Below are 20,481 nucleotides of genomic sequence, written 5' to 3'. Positions count from 1 at the left end.
AAACGGGTTACCTTTGCGCCCGGTTTCGGGGCAGTGGCCAAAGGTACTGCGTAGTGGGTAGTCCGGCGCGAAAACCGGCCATGGCACTCATTGGGCGGCAAACAAGCGGCGGCTGGTTCGATAACCACTACGCGCCCTTTTTCTCCCAACCCATTCCCACAAAAAAAATCCCCATGGTTGAGATTCAAGCCCTGCCGGAAACCAGCATTTTCGGCCAGATTGCTGATCATCAGCACGAACAGGTGGTATTCTGCCACGACCACGAAACCGGTCTGCGCGCCATCATCGGCATTCATAATACCGTGCTCGGACCCGCGCTCGGCGGCACGCGCATGTGGCACTACGCTACCGAGGCCGAAGCCCTGAACGACGTGCTGCGCCTCTCGCGCGGCATGACTTACAAGGCGGCCATTTCGGGGCTCAACCTGGGCGGCGGCAAGGCCGTCATCATCGGCGACGCCAAAACCATCAAGACCGAGGCGCTGCTGCGCAAGTTCGGCCGCTTCGTACAGAACCTCAACGGCAAGTACATCACGGCCGAGGACGTGAACATGACCACCAAGGACATGGAGTACATCCGCATGGAAACCAAGCACGTAGCCGGCCTGCCCGAATCGATGGGCGGCTCGGGCGACCCGTCGCCGGTAACCGCCTACGGTACCTACATGGGCATGAAAGCCGCGGCCAAGAAGGCATTCGGCTCGGATAGCCTCGCGGGCAAGCGCATTGCCGTGCAGGGCGTGGGCCACGTGGGTACTTACCTGCTGGAGCACCTCACCAAGGAAGGCGCCCAGATCGTGCTGACCGATTACTACAAGGAGCGCGCCGAGGAAGCCGGTGCCCGCTTCGGTGCCCAGGTGGTAGGCCTCGACGACATCTACGACCAAGAGGTAGACATCTACTCGCCGTGTGCCCTCGGGGCCACTATCAACGACGACACCATCGACCGCCTGCGCTGCGCCGTGGTGGCGGGCTGCGCCAACAACCAGCTCAAGGAAGAGAACGTGCATGGCCCGGCCCTGGTGGAGCGCGGCATCGTGTACGCCCCCGACTTCCTCATCAATGCTGGCGGCCTGATCAACGTCTACTCCGAAGTGACGGGCAGCACCCGCCAGGGCGCCCTCACCCAGACCGAAAAAATTTACGACTACACCCTCCAGGTACTGGAGAAAGCCGCCGCCGAGGGCTTGCACCCGCAGCAAGCGGCCATTCGCCAGGCCGAGCAGCGCATTGCTGCCATCGGTAAGGTGAAGTCGACGTACTAGCGTTAGACAGGAGTATAGAGAGGTGAGAAGGGAGACTTGATGTGCTGGATGCTGGAGTCTTTCTTCAAAAGCTGAACGTCGTCTCGCTTCTCACTTCTCTATACTCACTTCTAAACCAAAATGAAGCATCGATTCAAGGAATTGAAAGTATGGCAGAAAGCCATGGAGGCCGCCCAGCTCACCTACGAGCAGTGCGCCGGCTTTCCAGGCGACGAGCGGTTTGGGTTGACTTCCCAGATGCGCCGCGCTGCCGTCTCGATTCCTTCGAACATTGCTGAAGGCGCCGGCCGCAATTCCAGACTGGAGTTTCGGCAGTTTCTGGCTATAGCCACCGGCTCGGCCTATGAATTGGAAACCCAGTTTCTGCTGGCCCAAACCATTGGCTACGTATCAGCCGACAGCGCGCAGGCCATGAGCCAGCGCCTCGACGAGCTGCAACGGATGCTTTATGGCCTTCATCAATCTTTGGGCGACTAGTCCCGCACTTCTTTAGAGAAAAAGAGGTTCTCACTTCTCACTTCTCTGTACTCAATACTCGAAAATGCTTAACCGCCGTACGCTTCGTATCAAAGTCATGCAGGCTCTTTATGCCTATGACCAAGCCGTGTCCTCCGATTTCTTACTGGGCCTGGACCGCATCGGCGAAGCTTTTCAGCCCGACCTGAACTCCATGGTGCCCCAGGACCGCCGCTTGCTGCAGGGGCAGCAGAAGCTGGCCGAAGCGGGCTTCCGCGAGTGGCACAAGGCCGGCGGTACCCAGGAGCCGGAGCAGCTGGACAACAAGGAAGTAAACGATGCCGTGCAGGACGCCATCCGCTACTACCAAAAGCAGGTGCAGAAGGAAAATACCTTCTATCTGAACCAGATGCTGCACGCCACCGAGAGCATCCACGATCAGTACCTGCACCTGCTCAACCTGCCCGCTGCCCTACGGCTGGTGCTGGAAGAGGAGCGCCAGCGCGAAGCGCGTCGCTTCACCACCAACAAGGAGAACCTGGCCGATACCACCAAGCTGGAGCAAAGCCCCGTGCTGCAGAAGCTGGCCGACAACAAGCAGTTGCAGGAGCAAACCATCCGCCGTACCCTGCAGTGGGCCGGCGAAGACGAGATGGAGGCCCTGCGCACGGCGTGGCGCAACGAGATGCGCAACGATACCGAAGTGCGTAGCTACCTCGAAGCAGCCTCCGCCGAGGACGGGACCCGGGATTACGCGGCCGACCAGGAAATCCTCAAGTACATCTATAAGACCTTCGTGTTCAAGGGCGAGGCCATTCCGGCGTTGCTGGAGGAGCAGGACCTGAACTGGGAGGAAAACCGCAGCATCGTCAAGAACCTGGTGGTGAAGACCTTGAAGATGCTGGAGGAAAGCACCGACGAGAACATGGAGCTGCTGTCGCTGTCGGCCAACTGGAAGGAAGACAAGGAGTTTGCCGAAACGCTTTACAAGCAGACCCTGACCGACGACGCCCGTTACGAGCAGCTCATCAGCGGCGCCGTGCAGAACTGGGACGTGGAGCGCGTGGCCCTGCTCGACAAGATCATCCTGAAGATGGCCCTGTGCGAAATGCACCTGTTCCGCTCGATTCCGGTGAAGGTGACTATCAACGAGTACATCGAAATCAGCAAGCTCTACAGCACGCCCAAGAGCAAGCAGTTCGTCAACGGCATCCTCGATAAGCTGGCCCAAGACCTGATGGCCAGCGGCGCCATCCGCAAGTCGGGCCGCGGGCTGCTGGACAACCAGTAAGCCCGGCAGTGGCGCCGGGTAGGTACGAAGCAAAATCATTCGAAAACCCCCGGCCCGCCGCTACCGTTGAGCGCATAGGTTTAGTACCTTGCCCGCGCATTCCATCCCCTTTTTCCGCTCCGCCCCATGGCTAGCAAAACCACTACCGGCATCCTGTGCTTCACGACCGGCGCCCTCGCCGGAGCCACCGTCGCCCTTCTGTTCGCCCCCGAAAAAGGCCGCGAGACCCGCAGCTGGCTGAGCTATCAGCTGGAGCGTACCCGCGAAATCCTGGCTGACCTGACGGAAAGCCTGGTGACCAGCCGCACGGAAGAAGGCCCCTCGTCGGCCCGCGCCGAAGGCCAGCGCGTCATCCGCGACGCGAAGGACAAGGCCGAGCAGCTGCTCGGGGACGTGGACCAGCTCATCAACCAGATCAACTCGCGCCGGACGGCGCTGTAATTGAATGTGCAGAATGTGAGAAATGTGGTTGGTGTGCTCATTCCCCTGACGGCACATTGACCACATTTCTCACATTCTGCACATTCGCTTTTTGCCCATTCTCCTCGTCATGCATACCATCACCCTCATCCCCGGCGACGGCATCGGTCCTGAAATCACCCGCGCCGTGCAGGACATTTTCGCCGCGGCCCAAGTCCCCGTTCAGTGGGAAGAACAGAACGCCGGCCAGACTACCTTCGACCAGTCGGGGGAGCTGCTGCCCCAGGCGCTGTTCGACTCGCTGGAAAAGAACCGCGTAGCGCTGAAAGGCCCCATCACCACACCGGTGGGTAAGGGCTTCCGCTCCATCAACGTGAGCCTGCGCCAGAAGTACGACCTGTACCAGAACCTGCGCCCGGCCAAGACCACGGAGGGCATCGCCTCGCGCTACTCGGGCATCGACATCGTGCTGTTCCGCGAAAACACCGAGGGCCTGTACGCCGGCCTGGAGCTGTGGGATGAGCACCACGGCATCGGCGACTCCATCGCCCGCGTGTCGGTGGCTGGGGCCCGCAAGATCTGCCGCGCGGCTTTCGCTTACGCCGCCAAGCACGGCCGCAAGAAGGTGACGCTGGCTCACAAGGCCAACATCCTGAAAGTGCCGGGCAAGATCATGCTCGACGCCGCTGCCGAGGCCGCCCGCGAGTTTCCGCACATTCAGTACGAGGACAAGATCATCGACAACATGTGCATGCAGCTCGTGACCAAGCCCGAGCAGTTCGACGTGATTGTGACGACCAACCTGTTCGGCGACATTCTCTCCGACCTGTGCGCCGGCCTCGTCGGCGGGCTCGGGGTGGTGTCGGGCGCCAACATCGGCGACGACATGGCCATCTTCGAAGCCGTGCACGGCTCGGCTCCGGACATTGCCGGCCGCGGCATTGCCAACCCCACGGCCCTGCTGCGCTCGGCCCTGCTGATGCTGGAGCACTTGGGCGAAAAGGAAGCGGCTACCCGCATCGAAAACGCCCTGAACGAGACGCTGCGCAACAAGGAGCAGTGCACCGGCGACCTGGGCGGTTCGGCCAGCACCCAGCAGTTCGCCCAGAACGTGATTAATAACCTGAAGTAATTCGGGCGGATAATCCCGGAACGTCATTCCGAGCTTGTCGAGGAACCTCGCGTGCTGACGGTGGATAGCAGTTTGCTCACAAGGGCGTACTGCCCGCCATCAACACGCAAGACTCTCTGTCTGGGCTCGGGATGACGTTCTTTTTCATCGGGAACAAGTACTGCCCATTGCCTTATCTTTGGGCTACCGGTGCGCCGCCGGTAACGCAAGCGGCGCCTTTCCATCTCCTTTAGATTCCATGAAACGCACTCTGTTCTCCGCCCTGCTGGCTGCCGGCCTGCTCTCGATGGGCGCCTGCAACCAGCAGAAAACCGAAGTGGGTGAGTCGGGCATGAACGCCGCCGCCACCCAGGCCGCCGACGCCGCCAACCCCACCGTCGACAACCCGAACGTAACCGCTGAAACGGCTGCTCCGAACCCGAACGCGCCGGTGATGACCTTCGCCGAGGCCGAGTACAACTTCGGCGACATCAAGCCGGGCGACGTGGTGAAGCACACCTTCGCCTTCACCAACACGGGCAAGAGCCCGCTGCTCATCGACAACGCGCAGGCCTCTTGCGGCTGCACCGTGCCGGTATGGCCGAAAGACCCGATTGCGCCGGGCCAGAAAGGCAACATCGAGGTGCAGTTCGACTCGCACGGCAAGTCGGGCATGCAGAACAAAACGGTGACCATCATGGCCAACACCCAGCCCAGCACCACGGTGGTGACCATCAAAGGCAACATCCTGCCCGACGGCTCGCAGGGGCCTCTGGCGCAGTAAGCTTCAAGTTGTGAGTTAATGAGTTAAGGCGGTTATGAGCGATTCTCATGACTGCTCCTTAACTCATTAACTTTTAAATGCATACCCCTCCCCATGTTCCTTTCTCTGTTTCTGCAGGCATCGGCCGCCAACAACCCCATGCAGCTCATCATGCTACTGGGCTTTGTGCTGGTTTTCTATTTTTTCTTCATCCGGCCGCAGCAAAAGCGCAGCGCCGATGCGCGTAAGCTGCGCGAAAACCTGAGTAAGGGCGCACGGGTAGTAACCATCGGTGGGCTGCACGGCCGCGTGGCCGAGCTGAGCGAGGACAAAGTAGTGCTGGAAGTGGACAAGGGCCTGCGCCTGACCTTCGACCGCACGGCCATTGCCCGTCAGCTCGACGCGGCCAAAACGACTGGCGAAACGGCCGCCTAAGGCGCTATATTGCTTTTTTAACCGAAGCGCCATGCCCCTGCAAACTGCCCGTTCCCTGGCCCGCTGGTTTGTGCGGCCGCTCTCGGAGCCGGAGCGCAGTTTCTGGCGGGTGGTGACGACGTGCTTTCTGGCCGCCGTCACGCTGTGGTTGCTCAACGCGCTGAACAAGACTTATACTACGCGCATCAGCTACCCGCTGCAGTGGCGCTACGACGAAGCCCGCTTCATCCCGGTGCGGCCCCTGGCCGGGCGCGTGGAGGTGCAGGCTACGGGCCGCGGCTGGAAGCTGCTGCGCAATACGCTGGGGCTGGACATCAAGCCGGCCGAGGTGATGGTGCGCCACCCCGGCGGTAGCGGCGCTGTGCCGGGCACCGCGCTACGGCCCGGGCTGGTGGGCGCTATGGAAGGCCTGCAACTGAACGCGGTGCTCACCGATACGGTGTACTTCGAGTTCGATCAGCTGGTGACGCGCCGCCTGCCGCTGCGCCTGAGCCCGGCCGCCAACGGCACGGCGCTGCCCTTTGCGGCCCGCTTCGTGCCGGCCGAAGTGACGTTCCGGGGGCCGGCCGCTACGCTAGGCTCCTGGCCCGGCTACTACCAGGTACACCTGCCCACGGCCCCCGCCGGTAGCTCCGACGGCAGCATTATCGTGCCCATCGGTGGCCCGGCCCTGGTGGAAACCGACGTGCAGCAGGTACAGGTGAAGCTGCAGCCCCGGCAAGTGCGCACGCGCAAGGTGCTGCTCACCCCCACGCTGCAAAACTACCCGGCCGGCGCACCGGAACTGCACTTGCAGCCGGCGCAGGTACCGGTAGAGGTGCAGTATTTCCCCGAAGATTCCGCCCGGCTTGACGTAAGCCAAGTGCAGGTGTTTGCCGACTACCGCCAGCTGCGGCCCGATGACTCCACGGTGCAGCTGCAGTTTCGGCCGCTGCCGTATACGGTGCGCGGGGCCCGCCTGCAAACGCCCGTGGTGCGCGTGCGCCGCAGTCCTACGCCCCCAACACAAGAGTAGCCTATGTTGAAAATCGGCATTACGGGCGGAATCGGCTCAGGCAAGACGGTGGTGTGTCGGCTGTTTGCCCTGCTGGGCGTGCCGGTGTACGACGCCGACACCCGCGCCAAATGGGTCATGAACCACGACCCGGTGCTGCACGCCAGCCTCACCGCCGCCTTCGGCCCCGAAACCTACCTGCCCGAAGGCCTCAACCGCACGTACCTGGCGCAGGTGGCGTTCAACAACCCCGAGCAGCTGGCGCGGCTCAACGGCCTGGTACACCCGCGCGTAGGCCACGACTTCGCGGCCTGGGCCAAGGCGCAGGAGCACGCTGGCCATGCCTATGTGCTCAAGGAAGCGGCCTTGCTGTACGAGTCGGGCTCGTGGCAGCAGCTCGACCGCATCATCACGGTGTATGCCCCGCAGGCCATCCGGCAGCAGCGCGTGCTGCACCGCGACCCGCACCGCACGCCGCAGGACATCCTGGCCATCATCGGCAAGCAGCTGAGCGAAGAGGAAAAGCTGCGCCGGGCCGACTACGTCATCCGCAACGACGACCAGCAGCTGGTGCTGCCGCAGGTACTGCAGCTGCACGAGCAGCTACGGGCGCTGGCCGCTATGGCCGCCGAAATACCGACAGCACCTTCAGCCCGTTGACGCGCAGCACGTACACCTCGCGGCCCATTGAGTCGGCGTAGGTTTCGGGGTGCCAGCGGTAGTTGCTGATAAAGTACTTCGCCTCCGGCCCGTAGGCGCGCACGATGCGCTGCCGCTGCGCCGGCGCCAGAATCTGCAGGTTGTTGTACACCGGCTCGGGCCGGTAAGAAGCAACGGTAACCTGAGCGGCCGAATCGTGCTGCAGCACCCACTCCAGGCCCGCGCGGTAGCTCAGGGCCCAGTAGTCCCGCTCGTAGCCGCGCTCAATGGTAGCGGGCGACAACAGGCTGAAGTACACTTGCTGGTGCGGATGGTCGCGCACGAGGCGCCACAGCGGCTCCAGCGCCCCCAGCAGCAGCAGGGCGGCTACTCCGGCGGCCACCCGCCGTAACGCGGGGCGCTGCCACTGGCGCCGCCACCGCAGCAGGGCCTGAACGCCGTGCAGCCCCGCCAGCACGAAGGCCGGAAAGATGAAATACAAGTGCCGCCAGCCGTCGTAGAGCACGGAATTGAAAACGATGACGGCCACGGGCGGACCGAGCAGCCAGGCGCCCGTCAGTACATCCAGTGTGCCGGCGTACGTGCCTAGCACCCGCGGCAGGCGCGTCGCGTAGCGCCCCAGCCAGCACACGGCACCCAGTATGAAGCCCACTGTGTAGGCCAAAGGTGTGGTAATGAGCATCCACCACGGCACGTAGTGCCACGGCAGATTAAGGGCCGATACCCAGCCGCCACCGTACAGCACGCTGGTAGCGCCGCGGGGAAAGCGGCTGAAGTTCTGGAAAGCCTGCAGAAAATGCGTTACCGGCTGCTCCCACAAGTACGGCCAGAACAGCATCGTCACGGCTGCGGCTGTGAGCAGCCAGGCCACCGCGCTGTTGCCCGTTGCGCGCGGGTTGCGCCGGCGATACAGCGCCAGTCCCAGGCCCAGCAGCGTGAGCGGCACCAGCAGCACGCCGTTGACGCGCAAGGCAATGGTAACCCCGGTGGCTATTCCGTGCCCTATTACACGGCCCCACGACGGCCGGCGCAGCAAATAGGCCAGCGTGAACATGGCCGTAGTGAAAAAGGCCAGAAACAGCCCGTCCTTGGCGTTGTAGAAAGCATCGGCGAACAGGCGCGGGGTGCAAAGCAGCACCGCCGTACCCAACAAGGCCAGCCGCCAGTCGCGGAAGCGTAGCTGCGCCAGGCCGTAAAAGGCCAGCAGCCCCAACCAATAGAGCAGGAAAATCATCAGGTGACGGGCGTGGTACGCCTGCTGCGAATCCTGAATACCTAGCGCCTTCAGAACCAGTGCTGAGGGTAGCTCAAATACAACACCGTGGTCCTGGTCGGGGTAGGTAGCCAGCTCGGGAATGAGGTGGTAGTTTTCCTGGCGACGGGCCAGCTCGGGGGCAATGCGCTCGGCAATGTACTTGGCGTTGACGTTGCCGTTCAGCCGGTCCACCGGCTCGTCCCAGGACACGCCGTAGTCGCGGTGCAGCGCCAGGCCCAGCAGCAGCAAGCCCAGAAAGAAGGCCGGCACCAGCAGACGGCCCAAACGGGAAGCGGGAAGCAACGAGCGAAACAACATAGTGCGGTGGGGGAGAGGAGCGCAAAGGTAGCGGCCGGCTTTTGCCCGGTTGGCTACTACCTTCGCCCGTATGCTGCGTCGTCTTCCCCGTTGGTTCTGGCTGCTGGCTGCGCTGCTTGTCGGGCTGCGCTTGGGCCTGCTCTGGCACAACAACCCGGGGCTGGAATGGAACTGGGACGAGGTGCGCAACGGTCGCATCGCCGAAAACCTGCTGCAGGGGCGCGGCTACGTGAGCTACGACGCCGTACACCAGCAGCTCCGCCCCGATGCCTTCCACGCTACTTTTCCGGTGTGGGTATACGCCGCCTGGTTTCGGCTGGGCCTGCCGCGGCACTATTTCACCGCCACGGCCTACCTCCTGATGGCCATTGGCGGCGTCGTGACCTGGCTCTATGCCCAACGGACCCTGCGCTGGTACCGCGTGCCCGAGCGGCCGGCCTGGGCCGGTGGGCTGCTGCTGGCGCTATACCCCTCGGTGCTCTGGTACATCGGGGCGTGGTTCTGGTACGAAAACCTCTGCCTGCCCGCCTTGGTGTGGGGCACGTACCAATTGCTGCGGTTGCTGGAAGGACGGCCCATGCCCACGGCCAAGGCCTGGGCCCTGGCCGCCGTGGTGGTGGTGTCATGCCTGTTGCGGGGCTACCTGCTGGCCGTCTACGGGCTGATGTTCGCTTACCTGCTTTGGCGCAGCAGGCGCCAGGGTTGGGCGGCCCGCGCCGTGGTATGGCGCCCGGCCGTTCTGACGCTGTTGCTCACGCTGACCCTGCACCTGCCGGTGCTGCTCAAGAATCACCGGTTGTTCGGGGTGTACATCCTGAGTACGCAGCCCGGCTTCGAGTTGCTGCAGGGCCACAACAGCGTCAGCACGGGCCGCTTCATGTTCGATTGGGATGAAGTCGACAAGCCCTTTGGCCGCTGGGTGCAGCAGCAGATTCCGCAGCTATCCAGCCTGGACCAATACCAGGAAAGCCAGGCCCGCGCCCGCCTGGCCCGCACTTGGATAACGACGCACCCCGCCGCCGAGGTAGGGCTGCTGGGCCGGAAGCTGGGGGCCTTCTTTAGTCCCGAAAACTTTGTGGCCAACGATTACCGCACCCGCTACCACCCGCTCACAGCGGCCGTGCACCTGACTTTTCTGCTCAGCCTCGTGGTGACAGCGCTGCGGTGGCGCGGCCTGCGTTTTCAGCCCGCCGACACCCTGTTGCTGCTGCCAACAGTGACTGTACTGCTGCTAAGCCTCGTCTTTTTCGTGGGGTACCGCTGGCGTCTGTTTGCCGAGCCAGCCTTCGTGCTCTTCCCGCTCATCACCTGGCAGCGTCTGCGCCTGGCCACGACTAGCAGGACAGTTAGCAGCTAGGCTCTTGGTAGAAACAAGGCAGCTACGGCCGTTGGGGCTGCTGCATTGTGGAGCTTGATATGTAAGGGTCTAAGCAGTGAAGACCAACCTGCGAGGGTAGCGGCGTATAATCTCTATTGGATAGTACGCTCAGAAAGAGCGAGGTATAAGTGCTGGTTGGCTAATCATGCCTCAAACATGCCCCGGCAGCCCCGTACCGGACCTATTTATCTGAGGATGGGCCAGATTCAGTGCTGGTACTGATTCGCCGGCGGAGCTGCGCGTCGACTTTTGGCGCTTTCCACCACTATCCTCAATCACAATGCCTAACTACGTACGGAATAACGCTTGGAACAACGGCGGTACTTTCGATAATCCCGATCTGCTCTGGTATGCAAAGGGCGTCAGTCAGATGATGAGCCGCCCGCTCAACGACCCCACCAGCTGGTGGTTTTACGCCGCTATTCACGGCGAGTATGTGAACCCAAACACGTCGTGGTACCCCAATCCGGCAGCCTTCCCAGCTTGGGGTTACATCACGTCGCCGCCCAGCGTACCCACCAAGCCGCTGCCCTCGCCGGACGCGCAGGAGCTGTACTGGAACCAGTGCCAGCACGGCAGCTGGTATTTCCTGCCCTGGCACCGCGGTTACCTGATGGCACTGGAAACGCAGCTGCGGCAGGATATCGTCCATCAGGGCGGCCCTGATACGTGGGCGCTGCCTTATTGGAATTACTTTGGGGGCGAAGGGGGCAGCCAGTTCCAGATGCCACCCGCCTTCACGCAGCCGAAACTGCCCGATGGCAGCGCCAACCCGCTGTACCTGACCATGCGCTACGGCCCCGACGGCGACGCGAATATCTACGTGCCTACCGCCGCTGGGGAAGCCGCCCACCCCAACGACCCGAACCTGCCCCCGGCTGCCAACGAAGTGACGGAGCAGCCGGCGCTAAGCGAAACCCAGTTCACCAAAGCCGACCCGCTGTACGGTTTCGGCGGGCCGGATACGGGCTTCTCGCACGACGGCGGGCAGTTTGGCCGCCTCGAAAGCAATCCGCACAACAAGGTGCACGTATACGTCGGGGGCGCGCCCAGTGATAATTCTCCGCTCTACGGGCTGATGGCAGACCCCGGCACGGCTGCGCTGGACCCCATTTTCTATCTGCACCACTGTAATATCGACCGGCTGTGGGCGGTCTGGAATGCCAGCGGCAATGCCAACCCGACCGCCCCGAGCTGGTTGGACGGACCAGCCAAACGTTTTGCCATGCCCGACCTCAATGGCCAGCCTTGGTACTACACGCCGGGGCAAGTGACAAACCTGGGGGCTCTGGATTACGGCTACGAAGAACTGGTAACTCCGCCTGTAGCCGAGCCTGAGCTGGCCTCGCGGCTGGCGCTGCTAGGTGCCCCCGCTCCAGCCGCCGCTGCAAAAGCATCAAACGGACCGGCCGCTGCGGCTGCGCCACGCCAGCCAGAGCTATTGGGAGCCAACAACGGCCCGCTCCGCATCCAGGCAAACGGGGCGCAGACGGTGGTAAAGATTGACCCGAGCGTGCGTAGTAAAACCGTGGCTAGCTTGGCCCGTGCAGCTCAAGCCGCTCCGCCGGATAAAGCCTTCCTCAAGCTGGAAAACGTGCGCGGCACCTTCGACGCCACGGTGCTGCGCGTGTTCGTGCAGCCACCGGCCGGCGCTGCCGCTGGCGACGGCAATGCTTTGCTGGCTGACACAGTCGCCCTGTTCGGGTTGCGCCGTGCCAGTGCCGCCGACGGACAGCATGGCGGAGAGGGGCTAACCCTGGTACTGGATGTGACCCACATCCTCGACCAGCTGCACCTGGCCGGCAACCTGGAAGCCGACGCGCTGCAAGTCTCCATCGTGCCCAACCGCCCGCTGCCCGCTGGCGCTGACGTTGAAGTCGGCCGGGTTAGTGTGTATCGGCAGGCGTTCTAAGTTTACCCTTCCCTGTCGGGCGTATGGTGTACACCCCCCGGGAGTATGCGCGGCTCCGCAATACCGTGCTAACAGTTAGCCTTATGGGCTGGCTTATTCTGCTCAAACCTGCCTTCGCACCCCTTGCTTACGGGGCGGCCGCACCCCGCGTCATGTCGTACTGCGCGGCCAGCCCGGGTGCGCTGGCTTGGTCAGTGCCTGGCGCGGCCGCCACACCCTGGCTGGCACCACTCTCCGTGGCTCAGGCCCAGTCCCTGTTAGGGGGCTGGGCCCTGATGCTCGTGGCGATGATGGCGCCCCTGCTGATTCAACCCATCTATCACGTACGCGCCACCAGCTTTGCCCGGCGACGCACGCGTGCCACCGCGCTATTCGTGGCCGGTTACGGCGCGGGGTGGATGGTTGCCGGCGTCGGCTTACTTGCGCTGGAGTTGCTGGTAAGCGTGTGGGATGCCCAATCCTACCTGCCGGCCGCACTCGTGGGGCTGGTGGCTCTCGTCTGGCAGGCCTCGCCGGCCAAGCAGCGCTACCTGAACCGCTGCCACCGCCACCGCGCCTTGGCCGCATTTGGGGCCGCTGCTGATCGGGACGCGTTGCTGATGGGGCTGGAGCACAGCCGCTGGTGCATCGGTTCCTGCTGGGCCGCGATGCTGCTGCCTATGTTGCTGCCGCACGGCCACGTAGTGGCTATGATGGGGGTGAGCATGCTGATGGTGTGCGAACGGCTCGACCCACCCCGCACGCCCGCCTGGCAGTTGCGGGGTTTCGGCACGGCCTTTCGTTATGCTCGCTTGCGGTTGCGTGGTCCCCAACCCAGCGCGTTGCCCGCCACGCTGGCGGCGCGGGTCTGATCAGTCGTGCAATGGATTTACCTCAGAATGCTGAATTGTTGGGTGCTAGTGCTGAGCATCTCCCGGTGACCGGAACGGGTGTGCGCACCAGCGTGGTGCTCACCCCCGCCGGCCAGTACCACCTCGGCGCCAGAGAAGCGCCGTCAGGTCCTGTGTACCTGGCCTTGGAGAACGTGCGCGGCACCCGCGACGCCACCATCCTGAACGTGTACCTGCTCCTGCCCGATGAAGGCGGGACTGGTGCTCCTCGCCAACTGTTGGTGGGGGGCGAGGCGCTGTACGGCTTGCGCCGGGCCAGCAACCTGCAAGGAAGCAACCGCGCCGGTCTCACGTTGGTATTCGATATCACGCCCAAACTAGGCGAGCTGCAAGGCCCTCAGTTGCTGCAGAGTAAGAAAATAGGCGTTAGCATCGTGCCCGAACGGCCGCTGCCCAATGCGCCTGATATCACCGTCGGACGTGTAAGCATCTTCCGCTAGTCAAGCAGACAAAGCAGAGTGCCCTTGACCCAACCCCAGGGAAAAAACAAAGCCCGTTTCCGGTGCGGAAACGGGCTTTGTTGTGGGAAGTAAAGGATTCGAACCTTCGACCTCTTGCGTGTGAAGCAAGCGCTCTAAACCAACTGAGCTAACCTCCCAAGAAGCACGAGCCACTAAGCGGCTTTATGCGAATCAGGAATAGAAAAGCCACCTAGCTGATGCCGCTAAGTGGCTTCTATTGGTGTGGGGGATGACGGGTTCGAACCGCCGACCCTCTGCTTGTAAGGCAGATGCTCTGAACCAGCTGAGCTAATCCCCCTTGTCAATTCGGAGTTGCTACCCCGTTTGTGGATGCAAATATGGTGGGTGTTTTCGGAAAGCGCAACACTTTGCCGACATTCGGCGCGTTATTTTTCCCAAAAACAAGAGGGGTTTGCCGCAATGGTTTCAGGATCAGGAAAAAAAACTTTGCGGTGCGGGCGATAAAATTCTTGGCTTACGGCTTGCTAACGGTCGTGCTGCTACTCGGCGGACTCGGTGTGGGGCTGTGGCTGGGGCAGGAGCGTATCATCGGTTTGTTCGTGGCGGCCATCAATCGGCAGCTGCGCACTACCGTGCGGGTTGGGCACTTCGATTTGTCGTGGTGGCAGGAGTTTCCGCGCGTCAGCGTGTCGCTCTACGCGGTGCGGCTGCAGGGCTCGTTGCCGCAAGACACCACGGCCCTGGCCCGCTTGCAGGCCATACACTGCGCCTTCAATGCCTGGGACGTACTCGGCGGCCGCTACAGCATCCGCACAGTCACGCTGCAGCGCGGGGCCGTGAATATTCGGCGCAACCAAGCCGGGGAGTTCAACTACTTGATTCTGCGGCCGGACTCGGCCAGCACCGAGCCTATGCGGTTTGCCGTGGAGCAGATGCGTTTGCAGGACGTGACGCTGCGCTACGCCGATTCTACCCTGCGGCAGGCTTATACCGTGCAGGCTTACGACGTAAAGGCGTCTGTGGAAGGCAACGACCAGCAGCTACAGCTTCGCGCCGCCGGGCCGATGCAGGTTGCGGGCCTGCGCCTGGGGCCGGATACCTATTTTCGTAATCAAGACTTATTGCTAAGTACGGTCTTACGCGTTGATCGGGCGCGGCAGATGCTGACCATTGAGCCGTCGTCCTTACGGATTGGGGAAGCCACTTATGCCGTGCAGGGCACCGTAGGCTGGGCCGGCCCATTACAGTTGGATGTGCGCGCCGAGGGACAGAACACCGATTTGCCGGGGTTACTGGCGCTGCTGCCCCGACGGCTCCAACGCCCGCTGGCCGCGTACCGCAGCGGCGGGCAGGTGTATTTTCGCAGTGCTGTGAAAGGCGAATTGTCGGCCCGGCACAACCCGCGGGTGGATGTGCAGTTTGGCTGCCGCGACGCGTCGTTTTACCACCCGGATACCGAGCAACGCATTGAGCACGTGTTCCTGACGGGCAGTTTTCACAACGGCCGGCTGGCCACAGCCCGTACCGCCGAGTTGCGCCTGCAGGACGTGCGGGGCCGCCTCGGCAACCGGCCCTTCAGCGGCTCGTTGCGCTACACCAACCTGCGCGACCCGGATATAGCGCTGCGCGTGGCGGCCGAGCTGAACGTGGCCGATGTGCTGCGTTTTCACCCGGTGGCGGCCGTGCAGGCCGCAGGTGGCAGCGTACGCCTGAAAGGCGAGCTAAAAGGCAAGCTGCGGGCGTTTCGCCAAAACCCGGCGCGGGCAGCTCTCAGCGCCACCGGCGACATGCAGCTGCGCGGCGTGAGCCTGCGCCTGCGGCGTTACCTGGCCGTGCCGCTCACCCGCCTCAGCGGTGAGCTGCTGCTGCGGCGCAACGACGTGGCCGTAACCAACCTAAGCGGCCGCCTGGGCCGGTCTGACTTTCAGCTGAACGGGCTGTTTCACAACGCCTTGGCCTGGGCCTTGTTGCCACGGCAGCCCCTGCACGTGGAAGCCGATGCCACGGCCCGCTACGTGGATGCCGACGAACTGCTGCGGGCCATGAAAGCACCTGCCGGCAAGGCCGGCGCAGTGACCAGGGCTGGCGGCCTGCCACTGCCCGCTGGCGTTGACCTGGCGGTGAATGCGCACATCGAGCGGCTGCGCTTCCGTCGGCTGCGGGCCCGTGCCATTCGCGGCACGGTGAATCTGCGCAACCAACTGCTGACCTGCCCCCAGCTGACGGTGCGCGCCGCCGGCGGCGAGGCAACCTTGCGCGGCACGGTGGATGCGCGGCGCCCCGAGCTGCTGAAAGTCAGCGCGGTAACCAGCTGCCGGCAGCTGCGCCTCGACAGTCTATTCTACGTATTCGAGGACTTCGGGCAGGACTTCATCCGTTACCGGCAGCTGCGCGGCCAGCTGACGGGCACGGCCGAGGCCGATGTGTACCTGAACGCGCAGCTGGAGCCGCTGCCCGACCGGCTGGAAGCCGAAGTGCGCGGCAGCATCCGCCACGGCGAGCTGCTGGATTTTGCCCCGGCCCAGCGGCTGAGCATGCTCGCCAGCCGGGAACAGCTGCGGCACCTGCGCTTCGACGAGCTGACGAATACGCTGTACGTGCAGAGCCGTACGGTGTACATCCCGGAAATGGAAATCCGCTCCAACGTGCGCCGGGCTGCGGTCATTCGCCTGACCGGCACGCATACCTTCGATCAGCAAATGGATTACCACCTGACCATCCCGCTGCTGCCGGGCCTGCGCCGCCCGGCCTTCGATGTGGCGGCCGGGGGCGTGGTCACGCGTAGCGGGCCCGAAGTGCGACTGCGCGTGTGGGGCAGCGAGGATAATTTTCGCGTAGGGCCTGAGCGCGCCCGCCCGGATGCCTCACAGGGACGAACGGCTACTGCCGCCACCACGGCGGCCGCTACCACGGCCGCGCCGAGCCCAACGACTGCGCCCGCGCCAGTGCCCGCTCGCCCGCGGTCCTGGCAGGCACCGGCACCAAAACCGAAAAAGCCGGCGCAGCCGCAGCCAGGGGAGTACTTCGAGTTTTAAGGCGCGAGGGGCGTCAACAATTGCGGGAAGAGCTGCGTTAAGGTCATCTGTCTTATTTGTTGCTGCATCTTTTCCCACCTCCCAAACACCTCGCGTTATGCAACCCGAAGAAGTCTTCAATCAGTATTCCGAACCGGAAAAAACCGCTTACCTGAGCGTAGTGGCCAGCCTGGCCACCGCCGACCGCCAAGCCTCGCAGGAAGAAGGCCAGTTTCTGGAGCAAATGGCCCAGGTGATGGGCCTGTCGCCCCAAAGCACCCAGCAGGTGGTGCAAGCGGCACAGGATTCCTCCAACGAAAGCATCAAAGCCAACCTCGACCAGCTGCGCAACAGCAACCTGCGCTACTCGCTGGTGACGGACCTCGTCAGCTTTGCTCGCGCCGATGGCTCGTACTCCAACGACGAGGAGGCCATGGTCAACAAAATTTCGGCCTACCTCGGCGTGAACCAGCAGCAGGTGCAAACCATTGAGAACGTGGTGCACCAGACGCAGCAGGCCCAGGCTCAGCAGCCGGAGCAGGCCCCGCAGGGCCTGATGGACTCGCTCGGCGATAAGCTCCGCTCGGTGGGCATACCGCCGCAGGCCGCGTTGGGTGGCCTGCTGGCCGTAGCGGCGCCCATGGTGCTGTCGCGCGTGATGGGCGGCAACCGGGGCGGCGGCTTAGGCAGCATGATGGGCGGTGGTGGCCTCGGCGGCGGTCTGGGCAGCGTGCTGGGCGGCGGCTCGTCGATGGGAGGTGGCCTGGGCGGGCTGCTGGGCGGCGTGCTCGGCAGCGGCGTACTGGGCAGCATGATGGGCGGCGGAGGCGGCTACGGAGCCAGCCCGGCCGGCTACGGCGTGCCCGGTGGCGGCCTCGGCGGCCTGATGAACGTGCTCGGCGGCCTCGGCGGCAACTCGCAGATGGGCCCGCGCAACACCGGTGGCGGTGGCCTCGGCGGCCTGATGAGCGGGGGCTTGGGCGGCATGCTCGGTGGGCTGCTGGGCGGCCGCTAAGCAGCCATAGCTCTAACCAAAGCGAAGTGAATTACCGGAAACCGGCTGGCGCCTGTGCGTCAGCCGGTTTCTTGTTACTACCGAGTTGTGCATCTTGCCGCGTTAACTTAATCGGCATTTGCATGAAGCTACGTGTACTATTGAGTCTGCTGTTATTTGCGGCGGCTGCGCAGGCGCAAACGAGGCGGGTAATTGAGGTGCGTCCGCCCTTGAAAGCCGTGACCCTGTACCTGAGCAGCATGGAAATGGAGCACCAGGCCAGCCTGGCTTTGCCCGCCGGAACCAGCCAAGTGCTGATTCAGAATGCCTCGAAGTACTTGAACACCGCCAGCGAGGTGGAGGTACGGTTGGGCGACGGAGTGGAAGTGCTTTCCATCGGCAACGACAACGAGGACGAAGAAGAACCTACGGTACCCCTCGCCCTGACCGCGGCTAACCGCGCCGCCGCCGATAGCCTGACGCGTGCCAACGACGAGCTGGCGCGCCTGGAGGCGGAGCTGAAAGCCTTGGAGGAGGAAAAAGCCATGCTGCTGGCCAACCGGTTGATGCCCAGCGGCACGCAGGCTGGCTGGAGCGCTGAGCTGCAAAAAGGCGCCACCCTGCTGCGCACCCGGCTGGTGGCTATTCAACTGGCCACGCGCCAGCTTACCCGGCAGCAGGAAACGCAGAAAAACCTGGCGCGCCGGTTGGAGGCGCGCAGCAAGCCCGACGAGCAGGTAAAACCGTACTACATCACCGTGCGGGCCGCTCGGGCCGGCACCTTTCCGCTGCTGCTGCGCTACGGCGTCAACCGCCGCATGACCTGGCGCCCCCGGCTGGAAATACGGGCTGATGAAGCCGGCAAGACGGTGCAGTTCATCTCCAGCGGGCAGGTGTTCAACCGAAGCGGCCTCGACTGGGACAAAGTGCGCGTGGTACTCGTCAACGAGGTCCGCACGGTCGATGTCAGCAAACCGGCTATGGAGCCGTGGACGCTCGATTCCGACGGTGAGAACGACCATATCGGCGAGGGACGGGTGGATGCCTTCGTCGTTAAAGGCACCGCCGCCGGGCGTCCGGTCGAGGCCTCGCAGGGCACGCGTTATGAAGTGCCCGAGCTTATTACGATGGCGGCGGGCGACGTTCAGCGCATCAGCCTGCCGGCCCTCACGCTGCCTTCGCGCACCGAGTACCTGGCCCTGCCCAAATTATCCGACAAGGTATTCCTGCAGACCAAGGTAAGCGGCTGGGAAGGTCTGCACTTACCCGAGGAAGCCGAAGTGTATTACCGCGGCGCCTACGTGGGCGACACCGAGCTGCAAGGCCAGGCCTACAACGATTCGCTGGAACTGTCCTTGGGCTTCGATGACCGCATCGTCGTGGGCCGCACCAAACTAGAAGACTTCAGCCGCAACGCGGGTAACCAGAAGCGCCGCGTGCGCCTGACCTACGAGCTGAACGTGCGCAACCTGCACGCGGAGCCGGTACGCATCAAAATCCAGGATCAGGTGCCGGTGTCCAGCGAGAAGGAAATTCAGGTGAAGGTGCTGGAAACTACCGGGGCGCAGGTAGAGGAGCGGATCGGCCGCCTAACCTGGTATCTGAATCTGGCACCCAACGCCAGTCAGCGCCTGCGGTTCAGCTTCGAAGTGGAGTTTCCGAAGGACAAGGAAGTCAATATCATCAAGCACGACATCCGTATCCGCTCGCCCAAGTTTCGCTAATTCGTTGGGCTACAGTACCGAGCTGCTGCTGGACTGCCCGGAGTTGATGCCCGGGTCGGCCAGCATGCGCACCACGGTAGTATTGGTGGCAAAGGAGCCGCCGTGCGCCTCCACGATTTCAAGAATGCGGTAGTTGACTTCTTCTTTGATATCGAGGTACTCGTCGTAGGTAGCCACCTGCACGAAGTACTGTACCGTCAGGTCGCGGCCGGTTTGGGTGAGGGCCGAGAGCTTGGTTTGCACCTCCTCCGGAATGACTCGCTCGTGCCGGCGCAGAAAGTCACGCAGCTCGGTAGCAATGGCCAGCAGCTGCTCGCGAGTGGTGTCGTGGCTGAAGTTCAGGGTGAAGCCCACGCGCCGGGCCGTGCGCAACGACAAGTTGTCCAAGGGCTTGTCAATCATGGACTTGTTGGGCACCGTCACGTAGCTTTTCTCAGCTGTGCGCAGGCGCGTGCTGCGGAAGCCTACTTTCTCCACCGTGCCCGTGATGCCGCCCACCGTCACCAGGTCGCCCACCTGAAAGGGCCGGTCGAGGAAGATGGTGAACGAGGCAATGAGGTTTTCCAGGCTTTCCTTGGCCGCAAAGGCCACGGCCAGACCGCCGATGCCCAAGCCGCCGATCAGCGCTGTCACGTTGACGCCGAACACCTGCCCGAGCATCACCAGGAAGGCGAAAATCAGGATGATGACCTTGGTGAAGTCCTTGGCGAAGGGAATAAACTGCGCGTCGAGGCGGGTGTTGGTGGAAGTCAGCAGCTCGGCCCGGCGGCGGTACACCAGCTCAGCAAAGTCGATGAGGCGCAGCACCACCCAGGCCAGGGCCGAAATGACGCCGATCTGGTACCCGGCGAAAGCTACCTTCTTGGGCCAGGGCTCGTTGCGGGCCAAATCGTGCGTGACGTCGGCGGGGTAGTCGAGCACGTTGAAGGCCAGAAACAGCGTGAACAGGAACAGCACCACCGACAGCGGCTGAATGAGCAAGTCGTTGAGTTCCTGCTCTGTAACGCCGGCGGTGTAGCGCTTGATAACGCGGTAAAACACCTTGGAGACGATGCGCGACATCAGCCGCCGCAGCCCGAAGCCCAGCAGCAAAATGATGCCGCACACCAGGTACTGCCCAACGGTGTTACCGAAGAAGTGCAGGTTCAGAAGCTCCTTGGTATTCATCTAAGCTTGAGT

At 63.2% G+C, this 20,481-nt stretch carries 18 protein-coding genes and 2 tRNA genes; 16 read left to right on the top strand and 4 right to left on the bottom strand.

Annotation, left to right across the window (positions count from 1 at the left end; translation table 11 throughout):
- Positions 1–173: 173 nt before the first annotated feature.
- From B0919_RS02345 to coaE, 9 genes are all read left to right on the top strand, one after another.
- Complete coding sequence (locus B0919_RS02345; RefSeq protein ID WP_078010585.1) at positions 174–1,265, top strand: Glu/Leu/Phe/Val dehydrogenase dimerization domain-containing protein; 1,092 nt, start codon at positions 174–176, stop codon at positions 1,263–1,265.
- A gap of 120 nt (positions 1,266–1,385) precedes the next feature.
- Complete coding sequence (locus B0919_RS02340) at positions 1,386–1,742, top strand: four helix bundle protein (protein ID WP_078010583.1); 357 nt, start codon at positions 1,386–1,388, stop codon at positions 1,740–1,742.
- Between the two features lie 97 nt (positions 1,743–1,839).
- Positions 1,840–3,012, top strand: a complete 1,173-nt coding sequence (nusB, locus tag B0919_RS02335) for a transcription antitermination factor NusB (RefSeq protein ID WP_254846450.1) — start codon at positions 1,840–1,842, stop codon at positions 3,010–3,012.
- Positions 3,013–3,138: 126 nt separating this feature from the next.
- On the top strand, positions 3,139–3,453 hold the full coding sequence (locus B0919_RS02330; RefSeq protein WP_078010581.1) for a YtxH domain-containing protein: 315 nt from the start codon (positions 3,139–3,141) through the stop codon (positions 3,451–3,453).
- Between the two features lie 109 nt (positions 3,454–3,562).
- Complete coding sequence (locus B0919_RS02325; protein ID WP_078010580.1) at positions 3,563–4,564, top strand: isocitrate/isopropylmalate dehydrogenase family protein; 1,002 nt, start codon at positions 3,563–3,565, stop codon at positions 4,562–4,564.
- A gap of 238 nt (positions 4,565–4,802) precedes the next feature.
- Positions 4,803–5,327: a DUF1573 domain-containing protein gene (locus B0919_RS02320; protein WP_078010579.1), complete on the top strand. Its 525-nt coding sequence runs from the start codon at positions 4,803–4,805 to the stop codon at positions 5,325–5,327.
- Positions 5,328–5,420: 93 nt separating this feature from the next.
- Positions 5,421–5,741, top strand: coding sequence for a preprotein translocase subunit YajC (gene yajC / locus B0919_RS02315; RefSeq protein WP_078010578.1), 321 nt, complete (start codon positions 5,421–5,423; stop codon positions 5,739–5,741).
- A gap of 31 nt (positions 5,742–5,772) precedes the next feature.
- Complete coding sequence (locus B0919_RS02310) at positions 5,773–6,756, top strand: hypothetical protein (protein WP_078010576.1); 984 nt, start codon at positions 5,773–5,775, stop codon at positions 6,754–6,756.
- 3 nt (positions 6,757–6,759) lie between these two features.
- A complete protein-coding gene (gene coaE, locus B0919_RS02305; protein WP_078010575.1) occupies positions 6,760–7,395 on the top strand; it encodes a dephospho-CoA kinase in 636 nt (211 codons plus the stop codon).
- On the opposite strand, the gene B0919_RS02300 is transcribed toward coaE, so the two are convergent.
- Positions 7,355–8,968, bottom strand: a complete 1,614-nt coding sequence (locus tag B0919_RS02300) for a glycosyltransferase family 39 protein (RefSeq protein ID WP_139361849.1) — start codon at positions 8,966–8,968, stop codon at positions 7,355–7,357. The genes coaE and B0919_RS02300 overlap by 41 nt on opposite strands.
- Positions 8,969–9,038: 70 nt before the next feature.
- Here B0919_RS02300 and B0919_RS02295 point away from each other — a divergent pair, with 70 nt between their 5' ends.
- The 4 genes from B0919_RS02295 (at position 9,039) to B0919_RS02280 (ending at position 13,588) form a co-directional block, all read left to right on the top strand.
- Positions 9,039–10,325: a hypothetical protein gene (locus B0919_RS02295; RefSeq protein WP_078010573.1), complete on the top strand. Its 1,287-nt coding sequence runs from the start codon at positions 9,039–9,041 to the stop codon at positions 10,323–10,325.
- 301 nt (positions 10,326–10,626) lie between these two features.
- Positions 10,627–12,258, top strand: a complete 1,632-nt coding sequence (locus tag B0919_RS02290; protein WP_078010572.1) for a tyrosinase family protein — start codon at positions 10,627–10,629, stop codon at positions 12,256–12,258.
- 83 nt (positions 12,259–12,341) lie between these two features.
- Positions 12,342–13,109 (top strand): DUF2182 domain-containing protein, encoded by a 768-nt coding sequence (locus B0919_RS02285; protein WP_176132815.1) that lies wholly within the window; start codon positions 12,342–12,344, stop codon positions 13,107–13,109.
- Positions 13,110–13,174: 65 nt separating this feature from the next.
- Entirely contained in the window at positions 13,175–13,588 is a 414-nt protein-coding gene (locus B0919_RS02280; RefSeq protein ID WP_139361848.1) for a hypothetical protein, read from the top strand.
- Positions 13,589–13,671: 83 nt separating this feature from the next.
- Here the strand turns inward: B0919_RS02280 and B0919_RS02275 are convergent.
- A tRNA-Val gene (locus tag B0919_RS02275) sits at positions 13,672–13,746 on the bottom strand.
- Between the two features lie 86 nt (positions 13,747–13,832).
- Positions 13,833–13,907: transfer RNA gene (locus tag B0919_RS02270), tRNA-Val, on the bottom strand.
- A 196-nt stretch (positions 13,908–14,103) separates the two neighbouring features.
- Here B0919_RS02270 and B0919_RS02265 point away from each other — a divergent pair.
- The 3 genes from B0919_RS02265 to B0919_RS02255 all read left to right on the top strand — a co-directional run bounded on the left by B0919_RS02265 (position 14,104) and on the right by B0919_RS02255 (position 19,302).
- Entirely contained in the window at positions 14,104–16,605 is a 2,502-nt protein-coding gene (locus tag B0919_RS02265) for an AsmA-like C-terminal region-containing protein (protein WP_176132814.1), read from the top strand.
- A gap of 97 nt (positions 16,606–16,702) precedes the next feature.
- Entirely contained in the window at positions 16,703–17,599 is an 897-nt protein-coding gene (locus tag B0919_RS25830; RefSeq protein ID WP_176132813.1) for a TerB family tellurite resistance protein, read from the top strand.
- 218 nt (positions 17,600–17,817) lie between these two features.
- Positions 17,818–19,302 (top strand): mucoidy inhibitor MuiA family protein, encoded by a 1,485-nt coding sequence (locus tag B0919_RS02255; protein ID WP_254846470.1) that lies wholly within the window; start codon positions 17,818–17,820, stop codon positions 19,300–19,302.
- A 9-nt stretch (positions 19,303–19,311) separates the two neighbouring features.
- Here B0919_RS02255 and B0919_RS02250 read toward each other — a convergent pair whose 3' ends face one another.
- On the bottom strand, positions 19,312–20,469 hold the full coding sequence (locus tag B0919_RS02250) for a mechanosensitive ion channel family protein (RefSeq protein WP_078010566.1): 1,158 nt from the start codon (positions 20,467–20,469) through the stop codon (positions 19,312–19,314).
- Positions 20,470–20,481: the final 12 nt, after the last annotated feature.

It is taken from the genome of Hymenobacter sp. CRA2 (assembly GCF_002007105.1).
Classification (GTDB): domain Bacteria; phylum Bacteroidota; class Bacteroidia; order Cytophagales; family Hymenobacteraceae; genus Solirubrum.
The sequence above is the reverse complement of the archived record's forward strand: the minus strand, read 5'-3'. Positions and strand labels throughout refer to the sequence as shown.